Source organism: Nocardia sp. NPDC057668 (assembly GCF_042799795.1).
In the GTDB taxonomy this organism is placed as follows: domain Bacteria; phylum Actinomycetota; class Actinomycetes; order Mycobacteriales; family Mycobacteriaceae; genus Nocardia.
In genome coordinates this window covers 96,124-122,211 of the sequence record NZ_JBHVIC010000008.1, presented here as the reverse complement: position 1 = coordinate 122,211, position 26,088 = coordinate 96,124, and the positions used below count along the sequence as shown (strand labels likewise).

Sequence of the window (26,088 nt, the reverse complement as noted above, 5' to 3'; positions counted from 1 at the left end):
CGTGCCGCGTGAGGGTGTCCGGCGTGTCGGGTGAGAGCGTCGGCCGCGTGACGCATCCGGCCGGACCGCCCAGCGCGTCCCGCCCGGACGGCGTCACCGAGCGCCCGCCCCCGGCGAACCCGGACGACGATCCGACACTTCCGGCATCGTCCGTTTAGGGTGACCGGGTGCCAATCTCGTTCGATACAGGCGGTTTTCAGCAGGCGGACGCTTCCAGCTGGGTCGATCCCGGCACCGGCGACATGGCGGCGGTGCAGTACTTCGATCTGCCGCCCGACCTGCCCGCGCCGCTGGAGGACGTCGAGACCCTGCGTGCCCGGCTGACCGCGATCCACGCGCCCGCCGGCGGGCTCATCGAAGCCTGGGTTATCGGGGTGGACGGGCAGCCCGCGCTGCTGCGCATCGAGAAGATGCGGCGGCGCGACCAGCCGACCGGGCTGGTTTTCGCCGCGTCGATCGTGGTGCCCAAGGACCGGTGCAGCGCCGTGCTCATGCTCTTCTGCGAGGAGACCGGCATCACCGGCATGCGGGAGGCGATGACCATGGCCCGGCTGGGATTCGAGTCCATGTACCCGCCGCACCCCTACGCGCCCGACGTACGCGGCGACCTCCCGTACAACCGCGCCGACGCCGCCGAATTCGACGCCGACTTCCCGGATCATCCGCTGAGCCGCGTCCGGGCGTGGCTGACGCGGACGGTCCCGACGATCCGCCTCGACCCGGCCTTCGCCGCGCTGCCGCCCTTCCGCGGCTGAACGCGGACGGCCGCGATCCTCAGGCGGGTTTCTCGGTGACGAAAATCGCTGTGCCGGGGAAGATCTCGCCGCGCAGCGGGCTCCACTGGCCCCACTCGCGGTCCAGCCACTCCGGCCAGTCGGGTTCGATGACGTCGACCAGGATCAGGCCCGCGGCAACTATCTCGCGAACTCTGTCGCCCACCGTGCGGTGGTGTTCGACGTAGGTCGCCTCGCCGTCGGCGTCGTGCTCCACGTAGGGGGTGCGATCGAAATACGGGATCGTCGCGCGCAGGCCCTCGGCGCCCGGATCGTCCGGAAAGATCCAGCGCATGGGGTGATTCACCGAGAACACCCAGCGGCCGCCGGGGCGCAGCACCCGCGCCACCTCGCGCATCACCCGCGCGGAGTCGGCCACGAACGGCACCGCGCCGAAGGCCGAGCACGCCAGATCGAAGGAGGCGTCGGCGAAGGGCAGCTGTTCCGCTCCCGCCTGCACCAGCGGGACGCGCGGCCCACCGGCCGCCATGGCCGCGACGCCGCGGTCGAGCATGCTGCGTGAGATGTCCAGGCCCACCGGGTGCGCGCCGTGCGCGGCCAGCCAGCGCGAGCACGGCGCCGAGCCGCAGCCGATCTCCAGGATCGTCTTGTCCACGATGTCGCCGAGCAGCCGCCAGTCGCCCTCGTGCAAACCCTCGGGGCACCAGACGAATTCGCCGGCGGGGGAGTCCACGCCCAGGAAGTCCGCGTGCGTCTCGTGGTAGGCGGCCGCGTCCGCGTCCCACCAGCGCCGGTTCGCGCGCTCGCTGACGGCCGAATCGACCTTGGTGCGGGCCACGCCCACGGTGCCGAGCAGTGCGTTCGCCTCGGCATGCCGGGTATCATCGGGGGAATCGGGGTGATCTTCGGCCATGGCCGCACTCTATCGACTCGCGTTGCGGCACCCGTGTTTGCTTGGTACAACGACAGTCGCGTACGCTGTTTTCCGCGAGTGTCTTCTGTACTCGTTCCTCCAGGGGGATCCGGACCGGAACTTCACGGGGCGATCGAGCAGAGCAGACGTTCGTGCTGTGAGTCCGCATGCTTCTGGCAGCGTTGTGCTCCGCCACAGCGATGTGCTGTCGCATGACCAACGTAGTTCCATCGCTGTGTGTTCGCAGCAATACCGAAAGCCCACATGTCCACTACCGACCACAATCCGTCCGGAGCCTCCCAACACATGCCCACCACCGTGACCTCGCCGCAGGTAGCCATCAACGACATTGGCTCTGCCGAGGACTTCCTCGCCGCTATCGACAAGACGATCAAGTACTTCAACGACGGCGATATCGTCGAAGGCACCATCGTCAAGGTCGACCGTGACGAGGTTCTTCTCGACATCGGTTACAAGACCGAAGGCGTCATCCCTTCCCGCGAACTCTCCATCAAGCACGATGTCGATCCTTCCGAGGTCGTTTCCGTGGGCGATGAGGTCGAGGCCCTCGTTCTCACCAAGGAGGACAAGGAAGGCCGCCTGATCCTGTCGAAGAAGCGGGCTCAGTACGAGCGCGCCTGGGGCACGATCGAGGAGCTCAAGGAGAAGGACGAGGCCGTCAAGGGCACCGTCATCGAGGTCGTCAAGGGTGGTCTGATCCTGGACATCGGCCTCCGCGGCTTCCTCCCCGCCTCGCTCGTCGAGATGCGCCGCGTCCGCGACCTCCAGCCGTACGTCGGCAAGGAGATCGAGGCCAAGATCATCGAGCTCGACAAGAACCGCAACAACGTGGTCCTGTCGCGTCGCGCCTGGCTCGAGCAGACCCAGTCCGAGGTCCGCAGCGAGTTCCTGCACCAGCTCCAGAAGGGCCAGGTCCGCAAGGGCGTCGTGTCCTCCATCGTCAACTTCGGCGCCTTCGTGGACCTGGGTGGCGTCGACGGCCTGGTGCACGTCTCCGAGCTGTCCTGGAAGCACATCGATCACCCGTCCGAGGTTGTCGAGGTCGGCAACGAGGTCACCGTCGAGGTTCTCGACGTCGATCTCGACCGCGAGCGCGTCTCCCTGTCGCTCAAGGCGACCCAGGAAGACCCGTGGCGTCAGTTCGCCCGCACCCACGCGATCGGCCAGATCGTCCCGGGCAAGGTCACCAAGCTCGTTCCCTTCGGCGCCTTCGTGCGCGTCGAAGAGGGCATCGAGGGCCTGGTGCACATCTCCGAGCTGGCCGAGCGCCACGTCGAGGTCCCGGACCAGGTTGTCGCCGTCGGCGACGACGCCATGGTCAAGGTCATCGACATCGACCTCGAGCGTCGCCGGATCTCGCTGTCGCTGAAGCAGGCGAACGAGGACTACAACGCCGAGTTCGACCCGTCGAAGTACGGCATGGCCGACAGCTACGACGACCAGGGCAACTACATCTTCCCCGAGGGCTTCGATCCCGAGACCAACGAATGGCTCGAGGGCTCGGACAAGGTCCGCGAGGAGTGGGAAGGCCGTTACGCCGAGGCCGAGCGTCGCCACAAGATGCACACCGCTCAGATGGAGAAGATGGCCGCTGACGCTGCCGCCGAGGCCGCCAACGGCGGTTCCTCGAACTACTCCTCCGAGAGTGGTTCGCAGGCCGCGTCCTCCTCGTCGTCGTCCTCGACCTCCGGCGAGTCCGCCGGTGGCTCGCTGGCGAGCGATGCGCAGCTGGCCGCCCTCCGCGAGAAGCTGTCGGGCAACGCCTGATTCGCTGACGCGGTAGCGCGATAAGCTACACCGAAACCCCCGGATCCCTCAGGATCCGGGGGTTTCGTCATATTCGGGATCGAATTGCGCGGACGAATTCCGCCATTTATTACAGGTACGCGAATTAGAGCTGCCGCCTATAAAAGGCGGCAGCTGTACCGGTGGTGGATTCCGCGCACAAAGGTGGCCCAGTCCGAAAGGGGCTGGGCCACGGCGGCGATGTGTTTCGTCAGCCGGCTGTCGCCGGTACCCATCGACTCGCAGCCGCCGCGGAGCGTTTTCGCATGGCCGCGAAACTGTGGCGGGCGGGATTTATCAGGGTGGAGAGCCACGTGCGACGGTGCTGGACAAGCGCTGCCGCGACCGCGGGGATCTCGATGCAGTGCATCATGCCCGGCAGTCCCAGACGGTGGCGACCCGCCTGGATGTTTCTGGTGCCCAATGATATTCCTTCTCTTGCGTGAACCGGCCTGCGATCGCCTGCGGCGAACCTTAGCCGAACAAAAGTGTCCGACACAGGATTTTGCGCGAGTTTCGCGTCGGCGTGTCGGAATGTTGTCGCCCTCGGATCCGAATTCGCCGGAAAAGTTGCGAATTGGTCTCGCGACTATCACGGAATGAGCAATTCGGACGATTGCTTGTGAAATTCGGTGAGTGAATGGGTATTCCGTTCTATCGGCTGGTTAGGGGTGCCGGAACGTCGCATTCGAGCGGATGCGAGACTGATCCGATGTTGCGAATCGGTCTCACCGGAGGCATGGGAGCGGGTAAGTCCACCGTCGCCCGAATCCTCGTCGAACGCGGTGCGGTGCTCGTGGATAGTGATGTCATCGCGCGCGAGGTGGTGGCCCCCGGCACCGAGGGCCTGGCCGCTCTCGTCGCCGCGTTCGGGGACGAGATCCTGGCCGCCGACGGCAGCCTGAACCGGCCCGCCCTGGCTGCCAAGGCTTTTGCCAGTGACGAGGCCCGCGCCACCCTCAACGGCATCACCCATCCGCTGGTCGGGCAGCGCACCACCGCGCTGATCGCCGCCGCGCCCGCGGACGGCATTGTGGTGCAGGACATTCCGCTGCTGGTGGAGAACGGCCTCGGTCCGTTCATGAACCTGGTGCTGGTGGTGGACGCCGAGCAGGAGACCCGGGTGCGCCGCCTGGTGGAGTTCCGCGGCATCGACGAGGCCGACGCCCGGGCGCGAATCGCCGCGCAGGCCACCGACACTCAGCGCCGGGCGGCGGCGGATGTGCTGCTGGACAACAACGGCGCGGACGGGATCATCGGCGCCGAGGTGCATCGGCTCTGGGACGAGCGACTGATTCCCTTCGAGCGCAACCTGCGCACCCGCACCCCGGCCGCGCGGCCCGCCGAATCGCCCGTGGTGCCCGCGAATCCGGAGTGGCCCGCCCAGGCGCAGCGCCTCATCGCACGCCTGCACGTCGCGTGCGGCGGCGCGGCCGAGCGCATCGAGCACGTCGGCTCGACGGCGGTGCCGGACAAGCCCGCCGAGGACATCCTGGATCTGCGGATCACGGTCGCGGACGCGGCGACCGCCGCCGGACTTCGGGATCGGCTGGCGGACGCGGGCTTTCCGGCCGCGGCCGGCGCGGACGAGCTGCTGCACGCCAACGCGGATCCGGGCCGCCCGGTGAATGTGGTGCTCGCGGTCCGGGATTGACCCCGGACGGCGCGACGGCGCGGGTGCGCTGCTCGATACGCCCCCGCGCCGTTGCCGGTCGCGCTACTGCTTCCAGGTCAGGGTGATGCCCTGGGACGCGAGCCAGCCCTCGAGGCTGTGCCCGTGCGCGGCGATGCCGTCGATGGTGGTGGTGGCGGTCTCGATGGCGCGCTGGGCCTGGCCGAGTTCGAGATAGCCGGCGGCGTGTGCGGCCAGTAGTTCGTCCACGTCCAGGAGTTCGACCTCGCGGGCGGTGCGCACCACCAGATCGAGGTAGTGATCCTCGGAGGTCCACTGCTGCGGGCTCACCTGAACGAACTCGCCGATATCGATGTAGTAGTCCTGATCGCGCAGGTTTCCGGGGGTGAAATGGAAGATGGTGGCGCGAATGGACAACCGTGGCAGCAGCCAGGATTCGATGTAGTGGAACTCCGGATGGTCCGACGGGCGCGCCATGTAAAGTCCCCAGGGTTCGGCGTGATACCGCTCGACGTGGCGGACGAAACCCTTCGGGTCGATATTGGTGAGCTCATCGACGTTGAAGTGCTCCACCTTCGGTCGGTGCAGGTCTACGGTCGGCGCCTGAGTCATGCGAACAGCATCGCGCGTCGGGGGTTCGGCGTCCAGGGGAGTGTGGCCGAATCGCGGGCAGAAACCGCGAGTTCAGCAATTTCCCGGGAAATTTTCCGGAAAAAGCCAATGTGAAACACTGCCTTCCGTTACGGTGCGGCTACCCACGTTGACGTGGGGGAGTTCAACCAAAGGGAAGTACTACGCATGAATTCTCAGAGCGTCCGTGCTCGCCGGGCCGGGGTTGGCGTCACCGCCTTCGGTGCGATGGCTTGCACCGTCATTCTTGCCGCGCCGCAGGCCAGCGCCTGGGTCGGAGATGTTGCGGTCTCCGGGTCCAACCACAAGGCCGGTTGCAGCTACACCGTGACCGCCTCGGTCGAGGTCGACCGCCTCTCGTCGGTGAAGTTCACCGACAACGGCAAGGACATTCCGGGCAGCCCGGTCTCGCCGTCGCTGCTCAGCAACAAGGTGACGATCAAGTGGACCCCGGACTCCGCGGGCGCGCACAAGATCGAGGCACGGCAGCTGCTGATCAGCGACTCGATCACCGTGCAGGTGGCGGCCGGCACCGGCACCGGCAGCCTGGGCTGCGGCGGCGGCCTCGGCGATCTGCTGCCGAGCCTGTCCGCGGGCTAGACCGCGCGCGGCTCGAAAGGCGAACGCCGCGAGCCGAACCGAACGAAGCCGAAGCCACCCGGGACGAGCGCGAGCCGAACCGGGTGGCTTTCGCTTGCCGCCACCACCGCGGTCAGAGCCAGGTCAGCTGGAGCCCCTGCGCCGCGAGCCAGCGGTCGACATCGTGCCCGTAACCCGCGATGCCGTCGACCACCCGGCTGGCGTGCTCGATGACCCGGTGGGTGTGCGCGGTGTCGAAGTACCCCGCCGCGTGCGCGGTCAGCAGCTCGTCGATGCCGAGCAGCTCGGGCACCTGCCCCGGCCGCGCCACCACGTGCAGATAGTGCCCCTCGGCCCGCCAGCGCTTGGGTCCGACCGGACCGTAGTCCCCGATGTCGAGGTAGTAGGTCTGCGCGCGATCGTGGCCCGGCCGCAGGTGATAGACGCTGGCTCGCAGCGAAAGTTGCGGCAGCAGCCAGGATTCGATGTAGCGGAACCGCGGATTGTCCACGATCCGCTCCATGTACAGCCCCCACGACTCGGCGTGCAGCCGCTCGACCTGGTGCACGTACCCGTGATGGTCGGTCCAGGACAGCTCGGCCAGATTGAAGAACTCGAGTCTGGGCCGATGCGGCGGCGCGCCCGGCAGGACACGTCTCGATTCCCGGGGACCCGATCCGTTGGTGGAATTCCCCTGTGGCGTATGCAGACTGGTCATCTCGCCTCGCCTCGTCTCGACGTGCTGGAACCAGATCAGGTTACGCCCGCCACGCCCCCGCACAACCCCCGTGAGAAGACCGGAATCCGAGCGCAACAAACTCGGAACGTCCCCCGAACTCCCTTGGTAGAAAACACATTTCAGACAATCAAGACATCCCCCATGCCAATACAAACCCCCACCCAACCCAAGGTAATCCACCCCCCACAACACAGCAATCCCCACCCTCGAAACCCCCCAAATCAAGCAATGCTTTGACCCCCGAGCCCCCACGAAGCAAGCAATGCCTGATTTCGCAAGGATCGGGGTAACTCCGGGGGCACCCCCAAAATCGTCGCGGCTCCCAACCGAGTCACGCGTCCCCAACGGCCAACGGCTCCCAGGCTGTGCGCCAAAGTCCCGGAGAGGCGGGGGAGTCTGTCGGTGGGGGGCTCTAGGCTGGTGAACATGGCTTTTGCAACCGAGATCCCGGAAGATCGGCCGCTGGCGCACTCCGAACATCGGCCCATCGGTGATATCGAGCGCACCGAAGCCCGGTTCCAGGTGGTCAGCGAGCACAAACCCGCCGGTGACCAGCCGGCGGCCATCGCCGAGCTGGAGAAGCGCATCAACGGCGGCGAGCGCGATGTGGTGCTGCTGGGCGCCACCGGCACCGGCAAGTCGGCCACCACGGCCTGGCTCATCGAGAAGCTGCAGCGCCCGACCCTGGTGATGGCGCCCAACAAGACGCTGGCCGCGCAGCTGGCCAACGAGCTGCGCGAGATGCTGCCGAACAACGCGGTCGAGTACTTCGTCTCGTACTACGACTACTACCAGCCCGAGGCGTACATCGCGCAGACCGATACCTACATCGAGAAGGACAGCTCGATCAACGACGACGTCGAGCGGCTGCGGCATTCGGCCACCTCGAGTCTGCTGTCGCGGCGCGATGTCGTCGTGGTCGCGTCGGTGTCGTGCATCTACGGTCTGGGCACCCCGCAGTCCTATCTCGATCGTTCGGTGCAGCTCGACGTCGGCGCCGAGGTGGATCGCGACAAGCTGTTGCGGCTGCTGGTCGACGTGCAGTACACCCGCAACGACATGTCCTTCACCCGGGGCAGTTTCCGCGTGCGCGGCGACACGGTCGAGATCATTCCCTCGTACGAGGAGCTGGCGATCCGCATCGAGTTCTTCGGTGACGAGATCGAGGCGCTGTACTACCTGCATCCGCTCACCGGTGACGTGGTGCGCAAGGTGGATATGGTCCGCATTTTCCCGGCCACCCACTATGTCGCGGGTCCCGAGCGCATGGAACGCGCGGTCAACGATATCGAGGCCGAACTCGAGCAGCGGCTGGCCGAATTGGAGAAGCAGGGCAAACTTCTGGAAGCGCAGCGTTTGCGCATGCGCACCCAATACGACCTGGAAATGATTCGGCAGGTCGGTTTCTGCTCCGGCATCGAGAATTATTCGCGGCATATCGACGGTCGTGGCGCGGGCACCGCACCGGCCACCCTCATCGATTATTTCCCCGATGATTTCCTGCTCGTCATCGACGAATCACATGTGACGGTCCCGCAGATCGGCAGCATGTACGAGGGCGATATGTCGCGCAAGCGGAATCTGGTGGAATTCGGATTCCGGCTGCCGTCCGCGGTCGACAACCGACCGCTCACCTGGGAGGAGTTCGCCGACCGCATCGGGCAGACCGTGTATCTGTCGGCGACCCCGGGCAAATACGAATTGGGCCAGAGCGGCGGCGAATTCGTCGAACAGGTCATTCGCCCGACGGGTCTGGTCGATCCGCACGTGGTGGTCAAGCCGACCAAGGGCCAGATCGACGATCTGGTGCACGAGATCCGGCTGCGCACCGAACGCGACGAACGCGTGCTGGTCACCACCCTGACCAAGAAGATGTCCGAGGACCTCACCGACTATCTGCTCGGGCTCGGCATCCGGGTGCGGTACCTGCACTCGGAGATCGACACGCTGCGGCGCGTGGAGTTGCTGCGGCAGCTGCGCCTGGGCGAGTACGACGTCCTGATCGGCATCAACCTGCTGCGTGAGGGCCTGGACCTGCCCGAGGTCTCGCTCGTGGCCATTCTGGACGCGGACAAGGAAGGGTTCCTGCGCAGCGGGACCAGCCTGATCCAGACCATCGGCCGCGCGGCCCGCAATGTGTCCGGCGAGGTGCACATGTATGCGGACAAGATCACCGATTCGATGCAGCACGCCATCAGCGAGACCGAGCGCCGGCGCGCGAAGCAGGTCGCGTACAACGAGGAACGCGGCATCGACCCCAAGCCGCTGCGCAAGAAGATCGCCGACATTCTCGACACCGTCTACCGCGAGGCCGAGGACTCCGAGGCGGTGGAGGTCGGCGGCTCCGGCCGCAATGCCAGCCGCGGCCGCCGCGCGCAGGGCGAGCCCGGCCGCGCGGTGAGCGCGGGGGTGTACGAGGGCCGCGACATCAAGTCCATGCCGCGCGCCGAACTGGCCGACCTGGTCAAGGACATGACCGCGCAGATGATGAACGCGGCGCGTGAGCTGCAGTTCGAGCTCGCCGGTCGCCTGCGCGACGAGATCGCCGATCTGAAGAAGGAGCTGCGCGGCATGGACGCCGCCGGTCTGCAGTGAACGGGTCCGGCCGGCCCCGAACCTCCCGGGGAGCAAGCGCTCCCCGAGGCGGTGCGGGTTCAGCCCTGCCGGGCCAGCCACTCGTCGACGCGGCGTTCGGCCTCTTCGCGGGACACGTCCTCGACGCGGGTCATGACGATCCAGCGGTGACCGAAGGGGTCCATGACCCGGCCGAACCTGTCGCCGGTGACGAAGGTCTGCGGCTCGTCCACGTGGCGCGCGCCGTGCTCGACCGCGAGCTTGGCGACGGCGTCGACATCGGGGCAGTAGTGCACGACGCTGCTGTGCACCCAGCCCGCCTCGGGCGCGCGCACGCCCTCGTCCGGCATCGGCACGCCGACCTGGATGGTGGAATCGCCGATCAGCAGTTCGGCGTGCGCGGCCTGGCCGTCGGGCAGATCATTGCGGCTGAGTACGGTCGCACCGAAGACGGCGGAGTAGAAGTCGATGGCGGCGTTCGGGTCCGGGACGGCCAGGAAACAGGTGATGGAGTGGTAGTTCGCGGGGATGGGATGCACTGTTTCGCTCATGGGAAGGACTCTGCTCCGCACCGGCTTCGCGGTCTTGTAGGAATGCGACAGGCCCCCGATGCCCGGTCCTGAGCGCCCGCATCCCGCACCGCGGACCCCGCCCGCCGGCCCGAATTCCCCGGCGGGCGGCCGCAATTCGCGCCCTGTCCCCGGCCCCGAGTCCGTGGCGGGAGGTCGCGGCCCACACGCCGACTTCGGCCCTGAGCGCCCGGTAGCCGTACGCGGCCCACACGCCGACTCCGGCTCGAATCCCGCCGCCCCGGTTCCGGGCACGTTCGCCCCGCGCCCGGTGCCGCCGCCGGAAACCGCGAAAGGCATTCTGCGACCTCGGGAGCAGGCCGCGGTCAACAACCACGCCCGGCTCGCGGCGGGGGAGCGGGTGTCCCGCTACGTCGAGTGGTACTGGGCGGTGCGCTGGGATCGGCGCGGCCTCGAGCCCTACTACGCCGAGGTACTGCCGTTCCCGGCGGTGAACGTGACCTTCGAGAACACCCGGGAGCGGCTCGGGGGTTTCGTCTCCGGGGTGTGGACCACCAAGTACGTCCGCGAATTGGCCGAGGCGGGTGAGACATTCGGGGTCAAGTTCCTGGCGGGCGGCTTCGGCGCGTTCACCGGGATGGACGTGGGCGCCCTGCGTGATCGGGCGGTCCCGCTGACCGAGGTCTTCCCCGAGGCGGCGGGCCTGGCCGAGGCGGTGCTGGCCGAGCCGGAACTCGAACAGCGCCGCACGCTCGTCGAGGACTTCCTGGCCGGCATCGCCGAGCGGCGCGCGGTGACCGACGACGCGCCGTACCGGCAGGTGCTGACGATCATCGACGCCATGGCGCAGGACCGCGAGCTCACCCGGGTCGACCAGGTCACCGAGCGTTTCGACATTCCGGTCCGCACGTTGCAACGGCTGTTCCGCCGCTACGTGGGCACGACCCCGAAGGCCGTGCTGCGCCGCTACCGCCTGCAGGACGGCGCGCATCTGCTGGCGCAGGGCCGCACGTCGGACCTGGCCGCGCTGGCGCTCGACCTGGGCTACTTCGATCAAGCGCACTTTTCGCGCGAGTTCGGCCAGGAAATCGGAATTTCTCCGCTGGAATACGCCCGCGCCTCGCTACTGTCCTGAGATATTGGGAATAAGGAAGTCGCACGACCAGTTGGTTGCCATGTCACCTACTGGCAGAGTCGATCAACCGAGGAGTGAGCCATGGTGAATGTGCTGGTTTTGATCGGGCGGATCCTGTTCGCCGCGTTGTTCCTGGGCTCAGCGATGGGCCATCTCACCAAAGCCGACGCGATGGCGCAGTACGCGCAGTTCCGCGGCGTGCCCTCGCCCAAGCTCGCGGTCATCGGTTCGGGTGTGCTGCTGCTGGTCGGCGGGCTGAGCGTGCTGTTCGGCGTCTGGGCCGATCTCGGCGCGCTGCTGCTGGTGATCTTCCTGCTCCCGACGGCGTTCCTCATGCACCCGTTCTGGAAGGAGACCGATCCCGAGGCGAAGCAGACCGAGATGATCAGCTTCAACAAGGATGTCGCGCTCGCCGGTGCGGCGCTCATGCTCTTCGCCTTCTTCTCCGCGGCGGGCCACTGCCTCGGATTGACGCTCACCGGACCGCTTTTCAACCTCTGACCGATCGGCGCGCTAGTATTGCGCGGCATTGTGATCGGCCACAACGAAGAGGAGCGCATGAACATCATGAGCGTGATTCTCGGCTGGTTCTGGGCCGACTATCACCAGCGGTGAGTGGGTAGCGGTTGTATTTCCGGCCCATCCGGTGCGTGTCGAGCACCGGATGGGCCGAGCCGTTTCATCCGGGCGTTTCCGGGCAGGAAACACGGCTTGTGACCAATATCCCAGGCGCGCAATAGGGTTGACGTTTTACGCCGTCTCCCGGCGGCCAATGGAAATTCGCTGGTAGCCGGGGTCCGTTCGGTATCCGCGCGCGGAATGTGTGCTGCGTCCGATGCGCCACGCGAGTGTGATGTGTTGCCATATCGAAAATTTCCGTCGGATATGCCGCTATTGTCAGGCGCAGTCGCCGCCGACTCATCCGCAGCACGCGGGCGTCGCGGCCCCCGACCCTTGTACTTGGAGGAGAGAATGACCGCCTACCGGACGATCGTCGTCGGTACCGATGGCTCGGACTCGTCGTATGTCGCCGTCGAGCGGGCTGCGGCGCTGGCCGGCGAGGGCTCGACGTTGTACATCGCCTGCGCCTACTACCCGACCGACGACCGCGATGTCGCCGCGGCCGCCGACGTGCTCAAGGAAGAGGCCTACCAGGTCCGCGGCTCGGCCCCGACCAGCGAGATCCTGCGCGTGGCACGCGATCGCGCCGCCGCCGCGGGCGCCGCGAACATCGTGGAGAAGGCGGTGGTCGGCGAGCCCGTCGAGTCGCTGCTGCACCTGCTCAAGGAGGTGGACGCCGATCTGCTCGTGGTCGGCAACCGCGGCCTGAACACCCTCGCGGGCCGGCTGCTCGGCTCCGTGCCCTCGGACGTGGCCCGCAAGTCGCGCAGCGACGTGCTGATCGTGCACACCGTGCGCTGAGTCCCCGTACGCCGAAGCGGCCGTGACCACTTGGTCACGGCCGCTTTCGCGTTCGCGGGGCGAACCCCGCTGCTACGCGGTGGTTCCGGCGGCCGCGATCTTGCCGAGCACCGGCGGCAGGTCGGCGGTGTGCACGACCGTCAGGCGCTGGGTCGCACGGGTCAGGGCCACGTACAGATCGTTCATGCCGCGCGGGGACTCCGCGAGCACGCGCTGCGGCTCGACCAAAATCACCGCGTCGAACTCCAGGCCCTTGACGTCGTGCACGGTCAGCACCCGGGCCGAATCATCGGCCGCGTCGGCCAATTCCGGCGCGAGGTCGTGCGGCACGATGATCGCGGTGGTGCCCGGGTGCGCCGCCTCGGCCGCGACGTGCCGCGCCACCTCGGCGGCCAGTTCCGCGGCGGCCACGCGGTGGGCGGCGGGGGTGAAGCCGGATTCGCGGATCGAGCGCGGGATCGACATGCCCGGATCGATCTCGGCCAGCACATCGGCGGCGATGGCCATGATCTCGGCGGGGGTGCGGTAGTTGACGGTCAGCTCGGTGAGCTTCCAGCGTTTGGCCACATAGGGTTCCAGCACCTGCTGCCAGGACGCCGCGCCGGCCGGGTCGCCGGTCTGGGCGACGTCGCCGACGGCGGTGATCCAGCGATTGGGGATGCGGCGCATGACCATTCGCCAGGCCATCTCCGAGAGCTCCTGCGCCTCATCGACGATGACGTGCCCGTAGGTCCAGGTCCGGTCCCCGGCGGCGCGCTCGGCGGTGGTCTGGCTGGTGCGGACCTGCTGGCGTTCGGCGAGCTGGCTCGCGTCGATGAGGTCGTAGGCCATGAGCAGTTCCGGGTCCAGGTCGTCCTCGAGATCCTGTGGCGCGGAACCGGTCAGGATGTCCAGGGCGTCCTGCGCCTCGGCGAGCTGGGCGCGCCAGCGCCGGCGCGAGCGTTCGCGTTCCTCGCTGTCGTCGATGCCGAGCAGTTCGGCGAGCTCGTCCAGCAGGGGCGCGTCGGCGTCGGAGAACTCGCCGCTGTCGGTGCGCTGCAGTTCGGCGCGGTCCTCGGCGCCGAGGTTCCCCGCGGCGTTGGCCAGGCGGCGGGCATCGGCCCACAGTCCGCCGAGCACGTCCTGCGGGGTGAGCAGCGGCCACAGTCCGGCGATGGCGCGCTGGATCTCGGCGTCGGCGCGCATCTCGTCGCGGATCTCGGTGAGATCGGCCTGGCTCAACAGGTTTCGCCCGCCGAGCGGATCGGCGCCGATGAGCTGGGCCAGCTGATCGGTGAGCGCGTCCACGACCCCGGCGGCGAAGATCGGCCGGGCCAGGTTGTGCGGGCGGCGCGAGGAGCGGGCCCGCCCGCGTGCCTTGGTGATGATGCGCCGGTCCAGGGTCAGCTCGCGGCCGTCGAAGTGCAGGCGCACCGGTTCGCGCGGCACCTCCTGCCAGTCGCGGACCGCCTTCTTGAGTACCTCGAGCATGTCGAGCGAGCCCTTGAGCTCCCCGGCGCGCAGCGAATCCTCCAGTGTCGCGCGCACACCCGGGTACAGGTTGCCGACGGTGGACAGCAGCACACCGGTCTCGCCGAGCGAGGGGAGCACCTGGCCGATGTAGTCCAGGAAGGTCGAGTTCGGCCCGATGATGAGCACGCCGGCTTTGTCCAGCTGCTGACGGTAGGTGTAGAGCAGGTAGGCCGCGCGGTGCAGCGCCACCGCGGTCTTGCCGGTGCCGGGCCCGCCCTGCACCACGAGCACGCTGCGGTGCTCGGAGCGGATGATCGAGTCCTGTTCGCTCTGAATCGTTTCCACGATGTCGTTCATGTGTCCGGTGCGCGCGGCGTTGAGCGCGGACAGCAGCGCGCTCTCGCTGCCGACGCCACCGGCGCCGTCGATCACGCCGTCGCGCTGCGCCGCGCCGAGATCGAGGTACTCGTCGTTGACCGCGGTGACCTTGCGGTTGCGCGAGCGAATGTGCCGGCGCCGCGTCACCCCGTCCGGGGCCGCGGTGGTGGCGAGGTAGAACGGGCGTGCCATGGGCGCGCGCCAGTCCAGCAGCAGGGTCTCGTAATCGGACTGCTCGTCCAGGATGCCGATGCGGCCGATGTACCGGCGTTCGCCCTCACCGGCCGCGCCCGCCTGGCCGTCGCCGTTGCCCGTGGCCGCCCGGCCGTTGCCGTTGCTCACCCGGCCGTTGCTCCCCGGGCCGGCGGCGGGTCCCGCGTCCTCCTCGGCGCTCTCGGCGAGATCGATTCGCCCGAAACACAATCCGTGTTCGGCGGCGTCGTACTTCGATAGGTCCTCGGAGTACAGCTGGGTGAACGACTCGCGCTCACTGCGGGCCTGCGGCGTGCCCCCGGTCTCGAGCAGCACGGTCCGCAGCCGCCGCTGCGCGTACTCGCGCATGCCGTCGAGCCGCTCGTACAGCAGGGTCAGGTGCCGCTGTTCGGCTTCCAGGTCCGCCGTCGGTTCGGCATCGGATCCGGATACGGATCGCTCCTGCGTGAGGTCGGGCAAAACGGAACTCCTTGTCACCACACCGGTCGCCGGGCAGGGCGCGCGCACCATCGAGAACAGAGTTGTCGAGTCTAGTTCGCGTTCGCCCGCCGCGCCGTATCGGCTGCTCGTGGCGTGACGAGCGGCTCAGGACGCGTGGGTCGAGTCGCTGCGGCGGCTCAGGGCGCTGTCCCGGTGGCCGGGGGGTTTGGCCCGGTACATCGCGATGTCGGCGTCGTGCAGGACGGCCTCCGGGGTACGGCCGTCACCCGGGTGCAGCGGGGTGATGCCGATCGAGGCGTTCACCTGGATGCGGTGGCCGCGGGCGATGATCGGTTCGGCCATGGTGGTGCGCAGGCGGGTGACCAGGGTTTCCAGGTCCTCGCCCAGGGTGCGGCCGGACAGCAGGACCAGGAACTCGTCGCCGCCGATGCGCCCGACGATGTCGTCCGAGCGCAGGCCGCGCTGCAGGCGCTGGGCCACGATCTGCAGCACCGTGTCGCCGATGGCGTGCCCGAGGGTGTCGTTGATGGCCTTGAAGCCGTCCAGGTCGATGAACAGCACCGTGGACACCGGCAGATCCTCGCTGGTGCCCAGGGCCGCGGCGAGCCGGGACAGCACCAGCGCCCGATTGGCCAGCCCGGTGAGCGGGTCGTGGGTGGCCTGGTACTCCAGTTGCCTTCGGCTGGCCCGGAATTCGGTGATGTCGTTGAAGGAGGAGACGGCCGCGGAGTTGGGATCCTCCGGATTGAGCAGCCGGCTGCTGGCCGAGAGCCAGCGGCGCTGCCCGTCGGGCCGGTCGACGCCGAACACGAAGCGCGTCACCGTCTCCCCGGTGGCCAGGGTCCGCATGACGGGGTACCAGGACTGCGGCATAGGCTGGGCGTTGGCATCGAGCAGCGCGAGCGGGATGTCGTCGATGCGGGTGCCGACCAGATCGTCGGCGTCGTAGCCGAAGATGCGGCGCGCGGCCGGATTGGCCGATTCGATGCGGCCCTCCCGGTCGATCACCACCACCCCTTCCTCGAGTTGGGAGACGACCGTGGCGAAGAATTGCTCGGCGCGTTCCTGCGCGGCCTCGGCGGCGCGCTGCGGGGTCAGATCGTGCAGGACCACCTGGTAGGCGAGGTGTTCGTGCCAGGCGGTGAGCACCGAGACGGTTTCCACGTCCACGGTGCGGCCGTCCAGGCGCAGCAGCGTCATCTCCGCGGGCACCGAGGCGGTGCCGGCGATGGTGAGACAGCGGATCCGCTCGAGCATCGGCGTGAGCGAGGCGGGATGGACGAACTTGGTGATGGGCTGGCCGACGATGTCGTCGGTGGTCTCGGCCGCGAGCAGGCGCACGGTGGCCGGGTTGGCGTAGACGATGACGCCGCGCTCGTGGACGACCACGGCGTCGGGGCTGTATTCCACCAGGGTCCGGTACCGCTGGGCCAACTGCTCAGCATCGGTCGGAGCGTTTGCCCGATCGTTACCCACCACCTCTTGCACCCCCTGATCGTCGTCATGAAGCGTCGATGGAGCCCGGCACCATTATGTTGTCGGCGAGGTTGCTGTGACACCCTGCCGACCTGTATTGAATCAATCACAGTCCCGCACAGCATCGGGCGGCATTTGACGATCATTACAGGCACCGGCTCTGGAAGGAGCGATGCTCATGGCTGGCACCATCCCCATCCCGAATACCGAAGAACAGCACCAAGATCATATGACCATCGCCGGAATCGGTGCGGTGACCGGGTACGGCTGGGGTCGTGAAGCTCTGTGGGAAGGTTTGCTGAGCGGTAAGCCCGCCGCTCGGCTCTTTCCAGGGTACGGCCCCGAACGTGATCGGCACGGTTGGGTTGCCCGCGTGCCGGACGGTGGGGACGCGGAGCTGGGGCCGAGCCGGTACGCGCGGGCCGCGCAGCAGTCGGTGCGCGAGGCCGTGGCCGATGCCGCGGCGCGGGGCTGGCGGCCGGGCCGGACGGTCGGTCTGCTGCACGCCATCGTTCTGGGTGATGTGTCCGAATGGCGAGATTTCTACCTGGTCGACGGCGGGCAGCGGCGCTCGCGCGACTACATGCGATTACTTCCCTCGACCGTGGTGTCGATGCTGATGCAGGAGTTCGGCTTTCACGGTCCGTCCATGAACGTCTCGGCCGCGTGCTCCTCGGCCAACGTCGCCATGATCACCGCACAGCTGTGGCTGGCACAGGGTTTCGCCGACGACGTGATCGTGGTGGCCACCGATCTGTCCGCGACCCCCGACATGGTCGAGCACTTCGTGGCCCTGGGCGCCGCGGTCACCGACGACGAACCGCTCAGCGCGTGCCGTCCGTTCCAGCAGGGCAGCCGCGGGTTCAGCATGGGCGAGGCCGCGACCGCGTTCGTCGTGACCCGCGCGGCCGATCGGCCCTACACCGCGGTTCTGGGCGGCGCCATGTCGAACGACGGCTATCACGTCGTGTCGGTCGAACCCAGCCACGAGCACATCTTCGAATGCGTGCGCCGCGCACTGGCCGGCGCCGGCGTGCGGCCCGAGGAGATCGCGTATCTGAACGCGCACGGCTCGGGCACCGAACAGTGCGACGACGCCGAAACCGCGCTGCTGGCGGACATGTTCGCGGACCGGCCGCTGGTGTGCGCGACCAAACCGCTGACCGGGCACTGCCAGGGCGCGGCCGCCGGGGTGGAGGTGGCGGCGATCGCCATGGGGTACGAACGCGGCCTGGTGGTCTCGTCCCCGATCGTGGCGCCCGCGCATCCGCGGCTGCTGGACGGGGTGGCCGTCGGCGGCGACGGCATCACCCTCAAGACCTCGCTCGGTATGGGCGGGCACAATTCGGCGCTGGTGCTCGGGCCGGTGGACTGACCCGCGCGGCCCGTCCCGTCAGTGCAGCGGCACGGACCAGTGCAGTTTGGTGCCGGTCTCCTCGCCGTCGCGGCGCGGATAGACCGCGAGCCTGCCCCCGGACTCCTCGGCGCGGGTGGCGAGATTGGTGAGCCCGCTGGGGGTGATGTCGTCGGCGATGCCGCAGCCGTTGTCGGCCACCACGATGGTGAGATCGTCCGCGACCCCGATGTCGATGGTGATGGTGCTCGCCCCCGAGTGCCGCACCGCGTTGCTGACCGCCTCGCGCACCACGGCTTCGGCGTGATCAGCGAGCCCGGGCTCGACCACCGAGAGCGGGCCGGTGATGTGCATGAGCGCGCGGATCTCGCTGTCGGTGGTCTGCTGTTTCACCGCGCGTTCGATGCGCTGGCGCAGCCGGGTGCTGTGCCCGTTGCCGCCGTGCAGATCGAAGATCGAGGTGCGGATCTCCTCGACCACGTCCTGCAGATCGTTGATCGTGTCGCTCAGGCGCTGGCGCACCTCGGGAACGCGGGCGCGCGGCACGGTGCCCTGCAGTGAGAGTCCGATGGCGAACAGCCGCTGAATGACGTGATCGTGCAGATCGCGGGCGATGCGGTCGCGATCGGTGAGGATGTCGAGTTCGCGCATGCGCCGCTGGGCCACCGCCAGCTGCATGGCCACCGCGGCCTGATCGGTGAAGGCTGCGATGAGCTCCACCAATTCGTCGGTGTACGGCGCGGATTCGGCCGAGCGCACGATGATGAGCACGCCCATGGTGGAGTCGGGGGTGTGCAGCGGCAGCACCAGTGCCGGGCCGATGTCGTCGATGGGGATGCCGAGATCGATGTGGCGGGCGTCGTCGAAGCGCAGCGGGGTGCGGGTGGTCAGGGCCTGCCCGACCGCCGCGTCGACGGTGCGCACGATGGCCGCGTCCGGTCCGGCCGCGGGCGCGGCGGGACCGGACCACTGGGCCACGACGAGTTCGGTGACCTCCTCGGGCGGGGTGTCGGTGTCGGCGACCACGGCCAGCAGCGCGCGCTGGGAGGCGGTGAGTTCGCGGGCGTGCTCCACCACGTGCGCCAGCACCTGGTTGGGATCGGTGTCGGCCAGGAATTCGGTGGCGATGTCGCGGGTGGCCTCGATCCAGGCCTGGCGGGTGCGCGCGGATTCGTACAGTCGCGCGTTGTCGACCGCGATGCCGGCCGCGGCCGCCAGGGCCTGCATGAGGACCTCGTCGTCCTCGGTGAAGGGGTGCCCGCCGGATTTCTCGGTGAGATACAGGTTTCCGAAGAGTTCGCCGCGAATGCGCACGGGCACACCGAGAAAGGTGTGCATGGGCGGATGCTGCGGCGGGAAGCCCACCGAGGCCGGATGCCGGGTGAGATCGTCCAGCCGGACCGGTTGCGCCTTGCTCAGCACCAGCCCCAGCACGCCGTGGCCCTCGGGCAGGTCGCCGATGAGCATGCGCGTCTGATCGTCGATGCCGTGGTAGATGAACTGGTTGAACTGCTGATCGTGCCCGCGCACCCCGAGCGCGCCGTACCGGGCGTCGACCAGGCTGGTGGCCGCGCGCACGATGGTGCGCAGCGTTTGATCCAGGTCGAGCCCGGAGGTGACCGCGAGCATCGCCTCGACCAGTCCGTCGATGCGATCGCGCGCGTCGATGATCTGCTCGACGCGGTCTTTGACCTCGGTCAGCAATTCTCGTAATCGCAACTGCGACAACGTGTCACGTACCGAATAGGGTCCGGTGCGAGTGGTGTCGTGCATGGTAGTCCTGGTGTCCGGCGGGCGCGCACACAGCACGGTGGATACTACGCTCGGCACGATTGCCGAAGGGTTGTTACGCCGAACGTGACCGTCTCGTACGGTGTTTCGTCGTCCGCGCGGTATCGGCGACCACACCCCACGCGCGCCGCCGCGCCAGCAGCGCGGCCCCGGCGCGATTGTCCAGCAGTGAGCGGCCCGCGCCGATTTCCCTGATGGCCGAGGCCAACTCCATGCCCTTGATGTCCTTCACCACGTAACCGCTGGCCCCGGCGTCCATGGCGGCCATCATGGCCTGCTCGTCGGGATAGGAGGCCAGGATCAGGCAGCGCAGTTTGTCGATGCCGGCCAGCAACTCCCGGCACAGTTCGATGCCGTCGCCGTCGGGCAGCCGCGCGTCCAGCACCGCGACGTCGGGGCGCAGCGCCGGTATTCGCGAGCGCGCCTGGGCGACATCGGCGGCGCCGCCGACCACGGTGAGGGCGGGATCCTGCTCCAGTATCTCGGTGAGTCCGCGGCGGACGGTACCCGGTGCGGTGACGAGGAAGACGGTGATCAAGGCTGCCTCCGTGCTCTCGGTGAAACCAGGGTGCGCAATGTCCCTTCGAACGTAACCCGTGATGGCTCAGGTGAATACGGGCGAAGGTCACTTGTTATCTCGGTGGGGACTTTCGGCCCTGTTTCGTGTTGTGAGGACCGTGATGCCATGAATGCGAGTTGCCGGGTCGGATACGGGAAAGGTGGTTGGCTATGGGCGGGTTGGAAGTGTGGTCCAGTGGCATGGATCCGGATTTCGTTGTCACCACCCAGGGGGCGGTTCCAGCCGCGGAGGTGACGCGGGCGGTGCGCGGGCTCGGGCGGATTCTGCGCAGGCACGGGCTGGATGGACCGGTGCGGGTGCGCCTGCGCTGGCCCGGCGCCGAGGACGGTCCCACCCTGGTGCAGGTGTCGGTCCGGGCGCTGGGGAAGGCGATCCGGGTGCAGGTCGCCGGGCCGGGGCGGTTCGCCACCACGTTCGCGCTGGAACGTCTGGATCTGCGGCTCGGGTGCGAGCCGGAGGTCGCGTCGCGGCCGTGGCCGGATCCGGCGCGGCCGGTGCTGGCGGTGGTCAGCGAGCCGCGCGAGATCGTGCGGCGCAAGGACTGCCGGCTGCGGGTCGCCACCGCGGCGAACGCGGCGCTGGTGCTCGACGCCATGGATTACGACGCGCACCTCTATACCGACGCCGATACGGGTACGGACGCGGTCGTGTGCTGGAGCGGGCCGCTCGGCGCGCGATGCCGGCGCCAGTATCGCGACGCGGTGCCCGCGCTGCTCGAGGACGAGGCCGCGGAGCGGCTGTGCCTGGGCGGGCTGCCGTATCTGTTCTTCACCGATCCCGGCACCCGGCGGGGCAGGCTGCTGTACCGCCGCTTCGACGGCGACCTCACCTTGGTCGCGGCGATCGGGAGCGACGAGCGCCCGCGCGATCGCGGACTGCAGCCGCGCGTGCTCAACGCCACATGTGTGCGCCGAACCCAGACCGAAGCGCTCACCGAATGGTTCGCCGAGGGCGTGATCGCCGACCGCTGAAACCGCCCGCGACCGGGCGGGAGCCGACACAACAACACAGGGTGTGACCAGCGTCCGAGCCCGCTCGACAGAACTTGTCGGTGGGCACGCCTAGCATGGCTTCGGGGGTAATTCTGGATACCGAACGTTGGAAGGATGGCCGGTGGCGGATCGCCTTACGGTGCGCGGAGCACGGGAACACAACCTCAAAGGGGTCGATCTCGACCTACCCCGTGACAGCCTCATCGTATTCACCGGGCTGTCCGGGTCCGGCAAATCCTCGCTGGCGTTCGACACCATCTTCGCCGAGGGCCAGCGCCGCTATGTCGAGTCGCTCTCGGCGTACGCGCGCCAGTTCCTGGGGCAGATGGACAAGCCGGATGTGGATTTCATCGAGGGGCTGTCCCCGGCGGTTTCCATCGATCAGAAGTCGACCAACCGCAACCCGCGGTCCACGGTCGGCACGATCACCGAGGTCTACGACTATCTGCGCCTGTTGTTCGCGCGCGCGGGCACCCCGCACTGCCCGACCTGCGGTCACCTGATCGAGAAGCAGTCGCCGCAGCAGATCGTGGATCAGGTGCTGGCCATGCAGGAGGGCATCAAGTTCCAGGTGCTCGCGCCCGTGGTGCGCACCCGCAAGGGCGAGTTCGTCGATCTCTTCGAATCGCTGCACGGGCAGGGTTATTCGCGCGTGCGGGTCGACGGCGTGGTGTATCCGCTGACCGAACCGCCGAAGCTGAAGAAGCAGGAGAAGCACGACGTCGAGGTGGTCGTCGACCGGCTCGCGGTCAAGCCTGCCTCCAAGCAGCGTCTCACCGATTCGATCGAGACGGCGCTGCGCCTGGCCGACGGCATCGTGGTGCTGGACTTCGTCGATCGCGACGAGCACGCCCATGATCGCGAACGCCGCTTCTCCGAGCGCCTGGCCTGCCCGAACGGGCATCCTCTGGACATCGAGGATCTGGAACCGCGCTCGTTCTCCTTCAACTCGCCCTACGGCGCCTGCCCGGATTGCACGGGTCTGGGCATCCGCAAGGAGGTCGATCCGGACCTGGTGGTGCCGGATCCGGAGTTGAGCCTGGCCGAGGGCGCCATCGCGCCGTGGTCGCGCGGGCAGACCGCCGAGTACTTCACCCGGTTGCTGTCGGGTCTGGCCGAGGCCGTCGGCTTCTCCATGGACACCGCCTGGCAGGACCTGCCCGCGAAGGCGCGAAAAGCGGTGCTGGAGGGCAGTTCCGAACAGGTGCACGTCTCCTACGTCAACCGGTACGGCCGCAAGCGTTCGTACTACGCCGATTTCGAGGGCGTGATGCCGTTCCTGCAGCGGCGCATGGAGAACACCGAGTCCGAGGCGATGAAGGACCACTACGACGGGTACATGCGGGACATCCCGTGCCCCGTCTGCAACGGTGCGCGCCTGCGGCCGGAGATTCTCGCGGTCACCCTGAGCGCGGGCGGGCAGGACAAGTCGATCGCCGACATCGCCGATCTGTCGATCGGTGACGCCGCGGACTTCCTGCTGTCGCTGACCCTGGACGATCGCCAGGCGGCCATCGCGGCCCAGGTGGTCAAGGAGATTCAGGCGCGCCTGGGCTTCCTGCTCGATGTCGGCCTGGCGTACCTGAGCCTGGGGCGCGCGGCGGCGACGCTGTCCGGCGGTGAGGCGCAGCGCATCCGGCTCGCGACGCAGATCGGCTCCGGTCTGGTGGGCGTGCTGTACGTGCTGGACGAGCCGTCGATCGGTTTGCACCAGCGCGACAACCGCCGGCTCATCGAGACGCTGACCAGGCTCAAGAGCCTGGGCAACACGCTGATCGTGGTCGAGCACGACGAGGACACCATCCACGCCTCGGACTGGGTGGTCGACATCGGCCCGCTGGCGGGCGAGCACGGCGGCGAGGTCGTGTACTCCGGCCCGTACCCGGGCCTGCTCGAGGATCCGCGATCGCTCACCGGCGCTTACCTTTCCGGGCGCGAGCGCATCGAGGTGCCGCTGATCCGGCGGCCGACCGACAAGAAGAAGCAGCTCACGGTGGTGGGCGCGGTCGAGCACAATCTGCGCGACATTCAGGTGAGCTTCCCGCTCGGGGTGCTCACCGCGGTGACGGGTGTGTCCGGTTCGGGCAAGTCCACGCTGGTCAACGACATTCTCGCGACCGTGCTGGCCAACAAGCTCAACGGCGCGCGGCAGGTGCCCGGGCGGCACACGCGCATCAACGGTCTCGATCATCTGGACAAGCTGGTGCAGGTGGACCAGTCGCCGATCGGGCGCACGCCGCGCTCGAATCCGGCGACCTATACGGGCGTGTTCGACAAGATCCGCACCCTGTTCGCGGCCACGACCGAGGCCAAGGTGCGCGGTTACCAGCCCGGCCGGTTCTCCTTCAACGTCAAGGGCGGGCGTTGCGAAGCGTGCTCCGGCGACGGCACATTGAAGATCGAGATGAACTTCCTGCCCGACGTGTATGTGCCGTGCGAGGTCTGCGGCGGTGCGCGCTACAACCGGGAAACCCTCGAGGTGCACTACAAGGGCAAGACCATCGCCGAGGTCCTGGACATGCCGATCGAGGAGGCCGCGGAGTTCTTCGAACCGGTGACCTCGATCCACCGCTACCTCAAGACCTTGGTCGAGGTCGGGCTGGGTTATGTGCGCCTGGGCCAGTCCGCGCCGACGCTGTCGGGCGGTGAGGCCCAGCGCGTGAAGCTGGCCGCCGAGCTCCAGAAGCGCTCGACCGGCCGCACGGTCTACATCCTGGACGAGCCGACCACGGGCCTGCACTTCGAGGACATCCGCAAGCTGCTCAAGGTGATCAACGGCCTGGTCGACAAGGGCAACTCGGTGATCGTGATCGAGCACAACCTCGATGTCATCAAGACCTCGGACTGGGTGATCGACATGGGCCCCGAGGGTGGTTCCGGCGGTGGCATGGTGATCGCCCAGGGCACCCCGGAAGACGTTGCCGCCGAACCCGACAGCTACACCGGCCAGTTCCTGAAGGAGGTGCTGGAGGCGCCCCCGGCCTCGGCCCCGCGCGCCGTTGCGGCGAAGAAGGCTCCGGCGAAGAAGGCGGCGGCGAAGAAGTCCGCGCCCGAGGCGGCGACCGCGAAGAAGTCGACCGCGGCGGCGAAGAAGACGGCGGCTCCCGCCGACGCCGCCGCCAAGAAGGCCGCCGCCGCCCGCCGGAAGGCAGCGGCGCTGCGCTGAGCGCCGTCCCCACCCCGGCCGCGGCGTTCACCGCCCGGCCGGGGCGGGGGAGTGCGAACGCCGGGTTCGGTCCGCGATCCGCACACAGGATCTCCACCAATCGATCGACCGATCCGCACACTTTGTTCCTAGGCTCGAAAGTCGACCCGATCGCGGGACAGACTGGGAGGAACCTATGGGGCGGCCGAGCGATTTCGCTACTTGGACAAGGGAGTTCGCGGCGAACGCGGTGACGCGCTCTGCCGCGGGCGATCCGGAGTGGGGCGCGGGCGCACGACTGGATCCGGTCCTGGCTCGCAGCGTGCAACGCTTTCAAGTCGGCGAGAGCGGCGACGGCGCGAACCTCGTTCGCAAGGCCGAGGCCGCCGGTGATCCGGACTACGCGGCGGCGACCCGCCTGTTCGTCGCCGAGGAGATCAACCACGCCCGTCTGCTGCGAAATCTCCTGCTCTCCGCCGGCTACGAGACGATCTCATCCCATTGGACCGACGCGATCTTCGTGCGATTGCGCCGCGCCCTGGGCCTGCGCCTCGAACTGATGGTGTTGTCCATCGCCGAGGTCGTCGCCCTCCGCTACTACCGCGCGTTGCGCGACGGCGCCACGGATTCGGTCACCACCGAAGTGGCCCGGCTGATCCTCGATGACGAGCTCCGCCACGTCCCCTTCCACTGCGATCGCCTGCGCGTCGCCTTTGCCCCGACACCACGCCCCGTTCGATCGGTCCTGCTGCTCGCGTGGTGGCTGGTCCTACTCGGCGCGACCCTCGTCGTCGCCTTCGACCACGGCCCCGCTCTCCGTCGATTGGGCGTCACCCGAACGGATTTCGCCCGCGACGTGATCACCCTGTTCCGCGACGTGGTGGCCGCGACCTCTCGACCCGGCGCCGCCGCGCCGGTCCCGGAGTCGCTGACTCCGGGACCGATTCGCCCACGTGGTCAGAGCCCGGCGCAACTCGCGCCGGAGACTCCGTGATTGACGTAGACGTTGTTCTCGGGGTTGCTGTACTGCTGGGCCAGGATCAGCGCGCCGCCGAGGCTGTTCTTGATGCCGAGCCCGACGTTGAAGTGCTTGCTGCTGTTCAAGGTGAAGCCGTTGTCGGACTGGACGCCGTGGTAGTCGGTCTTCTTGGCCATGCTGCCCGGTACCCGCAGGCACGTGTTGCCGTAGATCACGATGTAACCGGTGGAGAGCACGTACATGGCCTGATTGGTCCAGGCCCCCATGGGCAGCGCCGTGGCGCGCGTATTGTGCGCGGCGTCGTACGGGTTGATGATGCCGATCGCGGCTCCGGTGTTGTTGTGGATCCACGTGTACACCAAAGACGCTTGCGCGGGCTGCATTTCGGGCGCGGCCTGCGCCGCCCCCGCACCCATGGTCGCGGCGGCGACGACCAGGATCGCCGCGGTGAGGAACTGCACGAACTTCTTCATCTGCTCTCCAACGCCGAGCCGAACCCTCGCGATTCGGTCTGGCGAGAGCAAGCTACAACAAGATCACTGTAAAATGCTGGCGTTTAACACTATTCGTGCTTCGACGATCCTGATCGACC

19 protein-coding genes and 2 pseudogenes are annotated in these 26,088 nt (G+C 68.0%); 12 read left to right on the top strand and 9 right to left on the bottom strand.

Annotated elements, in window-relative coordinates:
- The first annotated feature begins 167 nt into the window (after window positions 1–167).
- Window positions 168–755: a hypothetical protein gene (locus ACFVBH_RS36605; RefSeq protein WP_379008918.1), complete on the top strand. Its 588-nt coding sequence runs from the start codon at window positions 168–170 to the stop codon at window positions 753–755.
- Between the two features lie 19 nt (window positions 756–774).
- Here the strand turns inward: ACFVBH_RS36605 and ACFVBH_RS36600 are convergent, their stop codons facing one another.
- Entirely contained in the window at window positions 775–1,647 is an 873-nt protein-coding gene (locus ACFVBH_RS36600; protein ID WP_354987799.1) for a class I SAM-dependent methyltransferase, read from the bottom strand.
- A gap of 306 nt (window positions 1,648–1,953) precedes the next feature.
- Between ACFVBH_RS36600 and rpsA the strand changes: the two genes are divergently transcribed.
- Both rpsA and coaE read left to right on the top strand, forming a co-directional pair.
- Window positions 1,954–3,435 (top strand): 30S ribosomal protein S1, encoded by a 1,482-nt coding sequence (gene rpsA / locus ACFVBH_RS36595; RefSeq protein ID WP_354987800.1) that lies wholly within the window; start codon window positions 1,954–1,956, stop codon window positions 3,433–3,435.
- Between the two features lie 730 nt (window positions 3,436–4,165).
- Window positions 4,166–5,098: pseudogene (coaE, locus tag ACFVBH_RS36590) on the top strand (dephospho-CoA kinase); the annotation flags it as partial.
- 72 nt (window positions 5,099–5,170) lie between these two features.
- Here coaE and ACFVBH_RS36585 read toward each other — a convergent pair.
- Window positions 5,171–5,698: a DUF402 domain-containing protein gene (locus ACFVBH_RS36585; RefSeq protein WP_354987801.1), complete on the bottom strand. Its 528-nt coding sequence runs from the start codon at window positions 5,696–5,698 to the stop codon at window positions 5,171–5,173.
- A gap of 186 nt (window positions 5,699–5,884) precedes the next feature.
- On the opposite strand from ACFVBH_RS36585, the gene ACFVBH_RS36580 reads away from it, so the two are divergent.
- On the top strand, window positions 5,885–6,316 hold the full coding sequence (locus ACFVBH_RS36580; RefSeq protein ID WP_354987802.1) for a hypothetical protein: 432 nt from the start codon (window positions 5,885–5,887) through the stop codon (window positions 6,314–6,316).
- A gap of 112 nt (window positions 6,317–6,428) precedes the next feature.
- Here ACFVBH_RS36580 and ACFVBH_RS36575 read toward each other — a convergent pair whose 3' ends face one another.
- Window positions 6,429–7,013, bottom strand: a complete 585-nt coding sequence (locus ACFVBH_RS36575) for a DUF402 domain-containing protein (RefSeq protein WP_379008914.1) — start codon at window positions 7,011–7,013, stop codon at window positions 6,429–6,431.
- A gap of 447 nt (window positions 7,014–7,460) precedes the next feature.
- Between ACFVBH_RS36575 and uvrB the strand changes: the two genes are divergently transcribed.
- Window positions 7,461–9,629: an excinuclease ABC subunit UvrB gene (gene uvrB, locus ACFVBH_RS36570; protein WP_354987804.1), complete on the top strand. Its 2,169-nt coding sequence runs from the start codon at window positions 7,461–7,463 to the stop codon at window positions 9,627–9,629.
- A 59-nt stretch (window positions 9,630–9,688) separates the two neighbouring features.
- On the opposite strand, the gene ACFVBH_RS36565 is transcribed toward uvrB, so the two are convergent.
- Window positions 9,689–10,159 (bottom strand): VOC family protein, encoded by a 471-nt coding sequence (locus tag ACFVBH_RS36565; protein ID WP_379008911.1) that lies wholly within the window; start codon window positions 10,157–10,159, stop codon window positions 9,689–9,691.
- A 289-nt stretch (window positions 10,160–10,448) separates the two neighbouring features.
- Here ACFVBH_RS36565 and ACFVBH_RS36560 point away from each other — a divergent pair, with 289 nt between their 5' ends.
- The 3 genes from ACFVBH_RS36560 to ACFVBH_RS36550 all read left to right on the top strand — a co-directional run bounded on the left by ACFVBH_RS36560 (window position 10,449) and on the right by ACFVBH_RS36550 (window position 12,695).
- On the top strand, window positions 10,449–11,273 hold the full coding sequence (locus ACFVBH_RS36560; RefSeq protein WP_379008909.1) for a helix-turn-helix domain-containing protein: 825 nt from the start codon (window positions 10,449–10,451) through the stop codon (window positions 11,271–11,273).
- A gap of 81 nt (window positions 11,274–11,354) precedes the next feature.
- Complete coding sequence (locus ACFVBH_RS36555) at window positions 11,355–11,774, top strand: DoxX family protein (protein WP_379008907.1); 420 nt, start codon at window positions 11,355–11,357, stop codon at window positions 11,772–11,774.
- Between the two features lie 471 nt (window positions 11,775–12,245).
- Complete coding sequence (locus ACFVBH_RS36550; RefSeq protein ID WP_354987808.1) at window positions 12,246–12,695, top strand: universal stress protein; 450 nt, start codon at window positions 12,246–12,248, stop codon at window positions 12,693–12,695.
- Window positions 12,696–12,767: 72 nt separating this feature from the next.
- On the opposite strand, the gene ACFVBH_RS36545 is transcribed toward ACFVBH_RS36550, so the two are convergent.
- Both ACFVBH_RS36545 and ACFVBH_RS36540 read right to left on the bottom strand, forming a co-directional pair.
- On the bottom strand, window positions 12,768–15,086 hold the full coding sequence (locus ACFVBH_RS36545) for a HelD family protein (protein WP_379009815.1): 2,319 nt from the start codon (window positions 15,084–15,086) through the stop codon (window positions 12,768–12,770).
- 237 nt (window positions 15,087–15,323) lie between these two features.
- Window positions 15,324–16,613, bottom strand: coding sequence for a diguanylate cyclase domain-containing protein (locus ACFVBH_RS36540; protein ID WP_379008904.1), 1,290 nt, complete (start codon window positions 16,611–16,613; stop codon window positions 15,324–15,326).
- Between the two features lie 220 nt (window positions 16,614–16,833).
- Between ACFVBH_RS36540 and ACFVBH_RS36535 the strand changes: the two genes are divergently transcribed.
- Window positions 16,834–18,030: a beta-ketoacyl synthase N-terminal-like domain-containing protein gene (locus ACFVBH_RS36535; RefSeq protein ID WP_379008902.1), complete on the top strand. Its 1,197-nt coding sequence runs from the start codon at window positions 16,834–16,836 to the stop codon at window positions 18,028–18,030.
- 18 nt (window positions 18,031–18,048) lie between these two features.
- On the opposite strand, the gene ACFVBH_RS36530 is transcribed toward ACFVBH_RS36535, so the two are convergent.
- A complete protein-coding gene (locus ACFVBH_RS36530) occupies window positions 18,049–19,782 on the bottom strand; it encodes a GAF domain-containing sensor histidine kinase (RefSeq protein WP_354987812.1) in 1,734 nt (577 codons plus the stop codon).
- A gap of 139 nt (window positions 19,783–19,921) precedes the next feature.
- A pseudogene (locus ACFVBH_RS36525) lies at window positions 19,922–20,338 on the bottom strand (response regulator transcription factor); the annotation flags it as partial.
- Window positions 20,339–20,529: 191 nt separating this feature from the next.
- Here ACFVBH_RS36525 and ACFVBH_RS36520 point away from each other — a divergent pair.
- From ACFVBH_RS36520 to ACFVBH_RS36510, 3 genes are all read left to right on the top strand, one after another.
- The gene (locus ACFVBH_RS36520; RefSeq protein WP_379008899.1) at window positions 20,530–21,351 is read left to right on the top strand and encodes a sigma 54 modulation/S30EA ribosomal C-terminal domain-containing protein; all 822 of its coding nucleotides are present in this window, start codon (window positions 20,530–20,532) and stop codon (window positions 21,349–21,351) included.
- A gap of 142 nt (window positions 21,352–21,493) precedes the next feature.
- Entirely contained in the window at window positions 21,494–24,538 is a 3,045-nt protein-coding gene (gene uvrA / locus ACFVBH_RS36515; protein WP_354987814.1) for an excinuclease ABC subunit UvrA, read from the top strand.
- Window positions 24,539–24,767: 229 nt separating this feature from the next.
- Complete coding sequence (locus ACFVBH_RS36510) at window positions 24,768–25,511, top strand: ferritin-like domain-containing protein (RefSeq protein WP_379008896.1); 744 nt, start codon at window positions 24,768–24,770, stop codon at window positions 25,509–25,511.
- On the opposite strand, the gene ACFVBH_RS36505 is transcribed toward ACFVBH_RS36510, so the two are convergent.
- Entirely contained in the window at window positions 25,475–25,969 is a 495-nt protein-coding gene (locus ACFVBH_RS36505; protein ID WP_354987816.1) for a hypothetical protein, read from the bottom strand. The two genes, ACFVBH_RS36510 and ACFVBH_RS36505, sit on opposite strands and share 37 nt — an antisense overlap.
- Window positions 25,970–26,088: the final 119 nt, after the last annotated feature.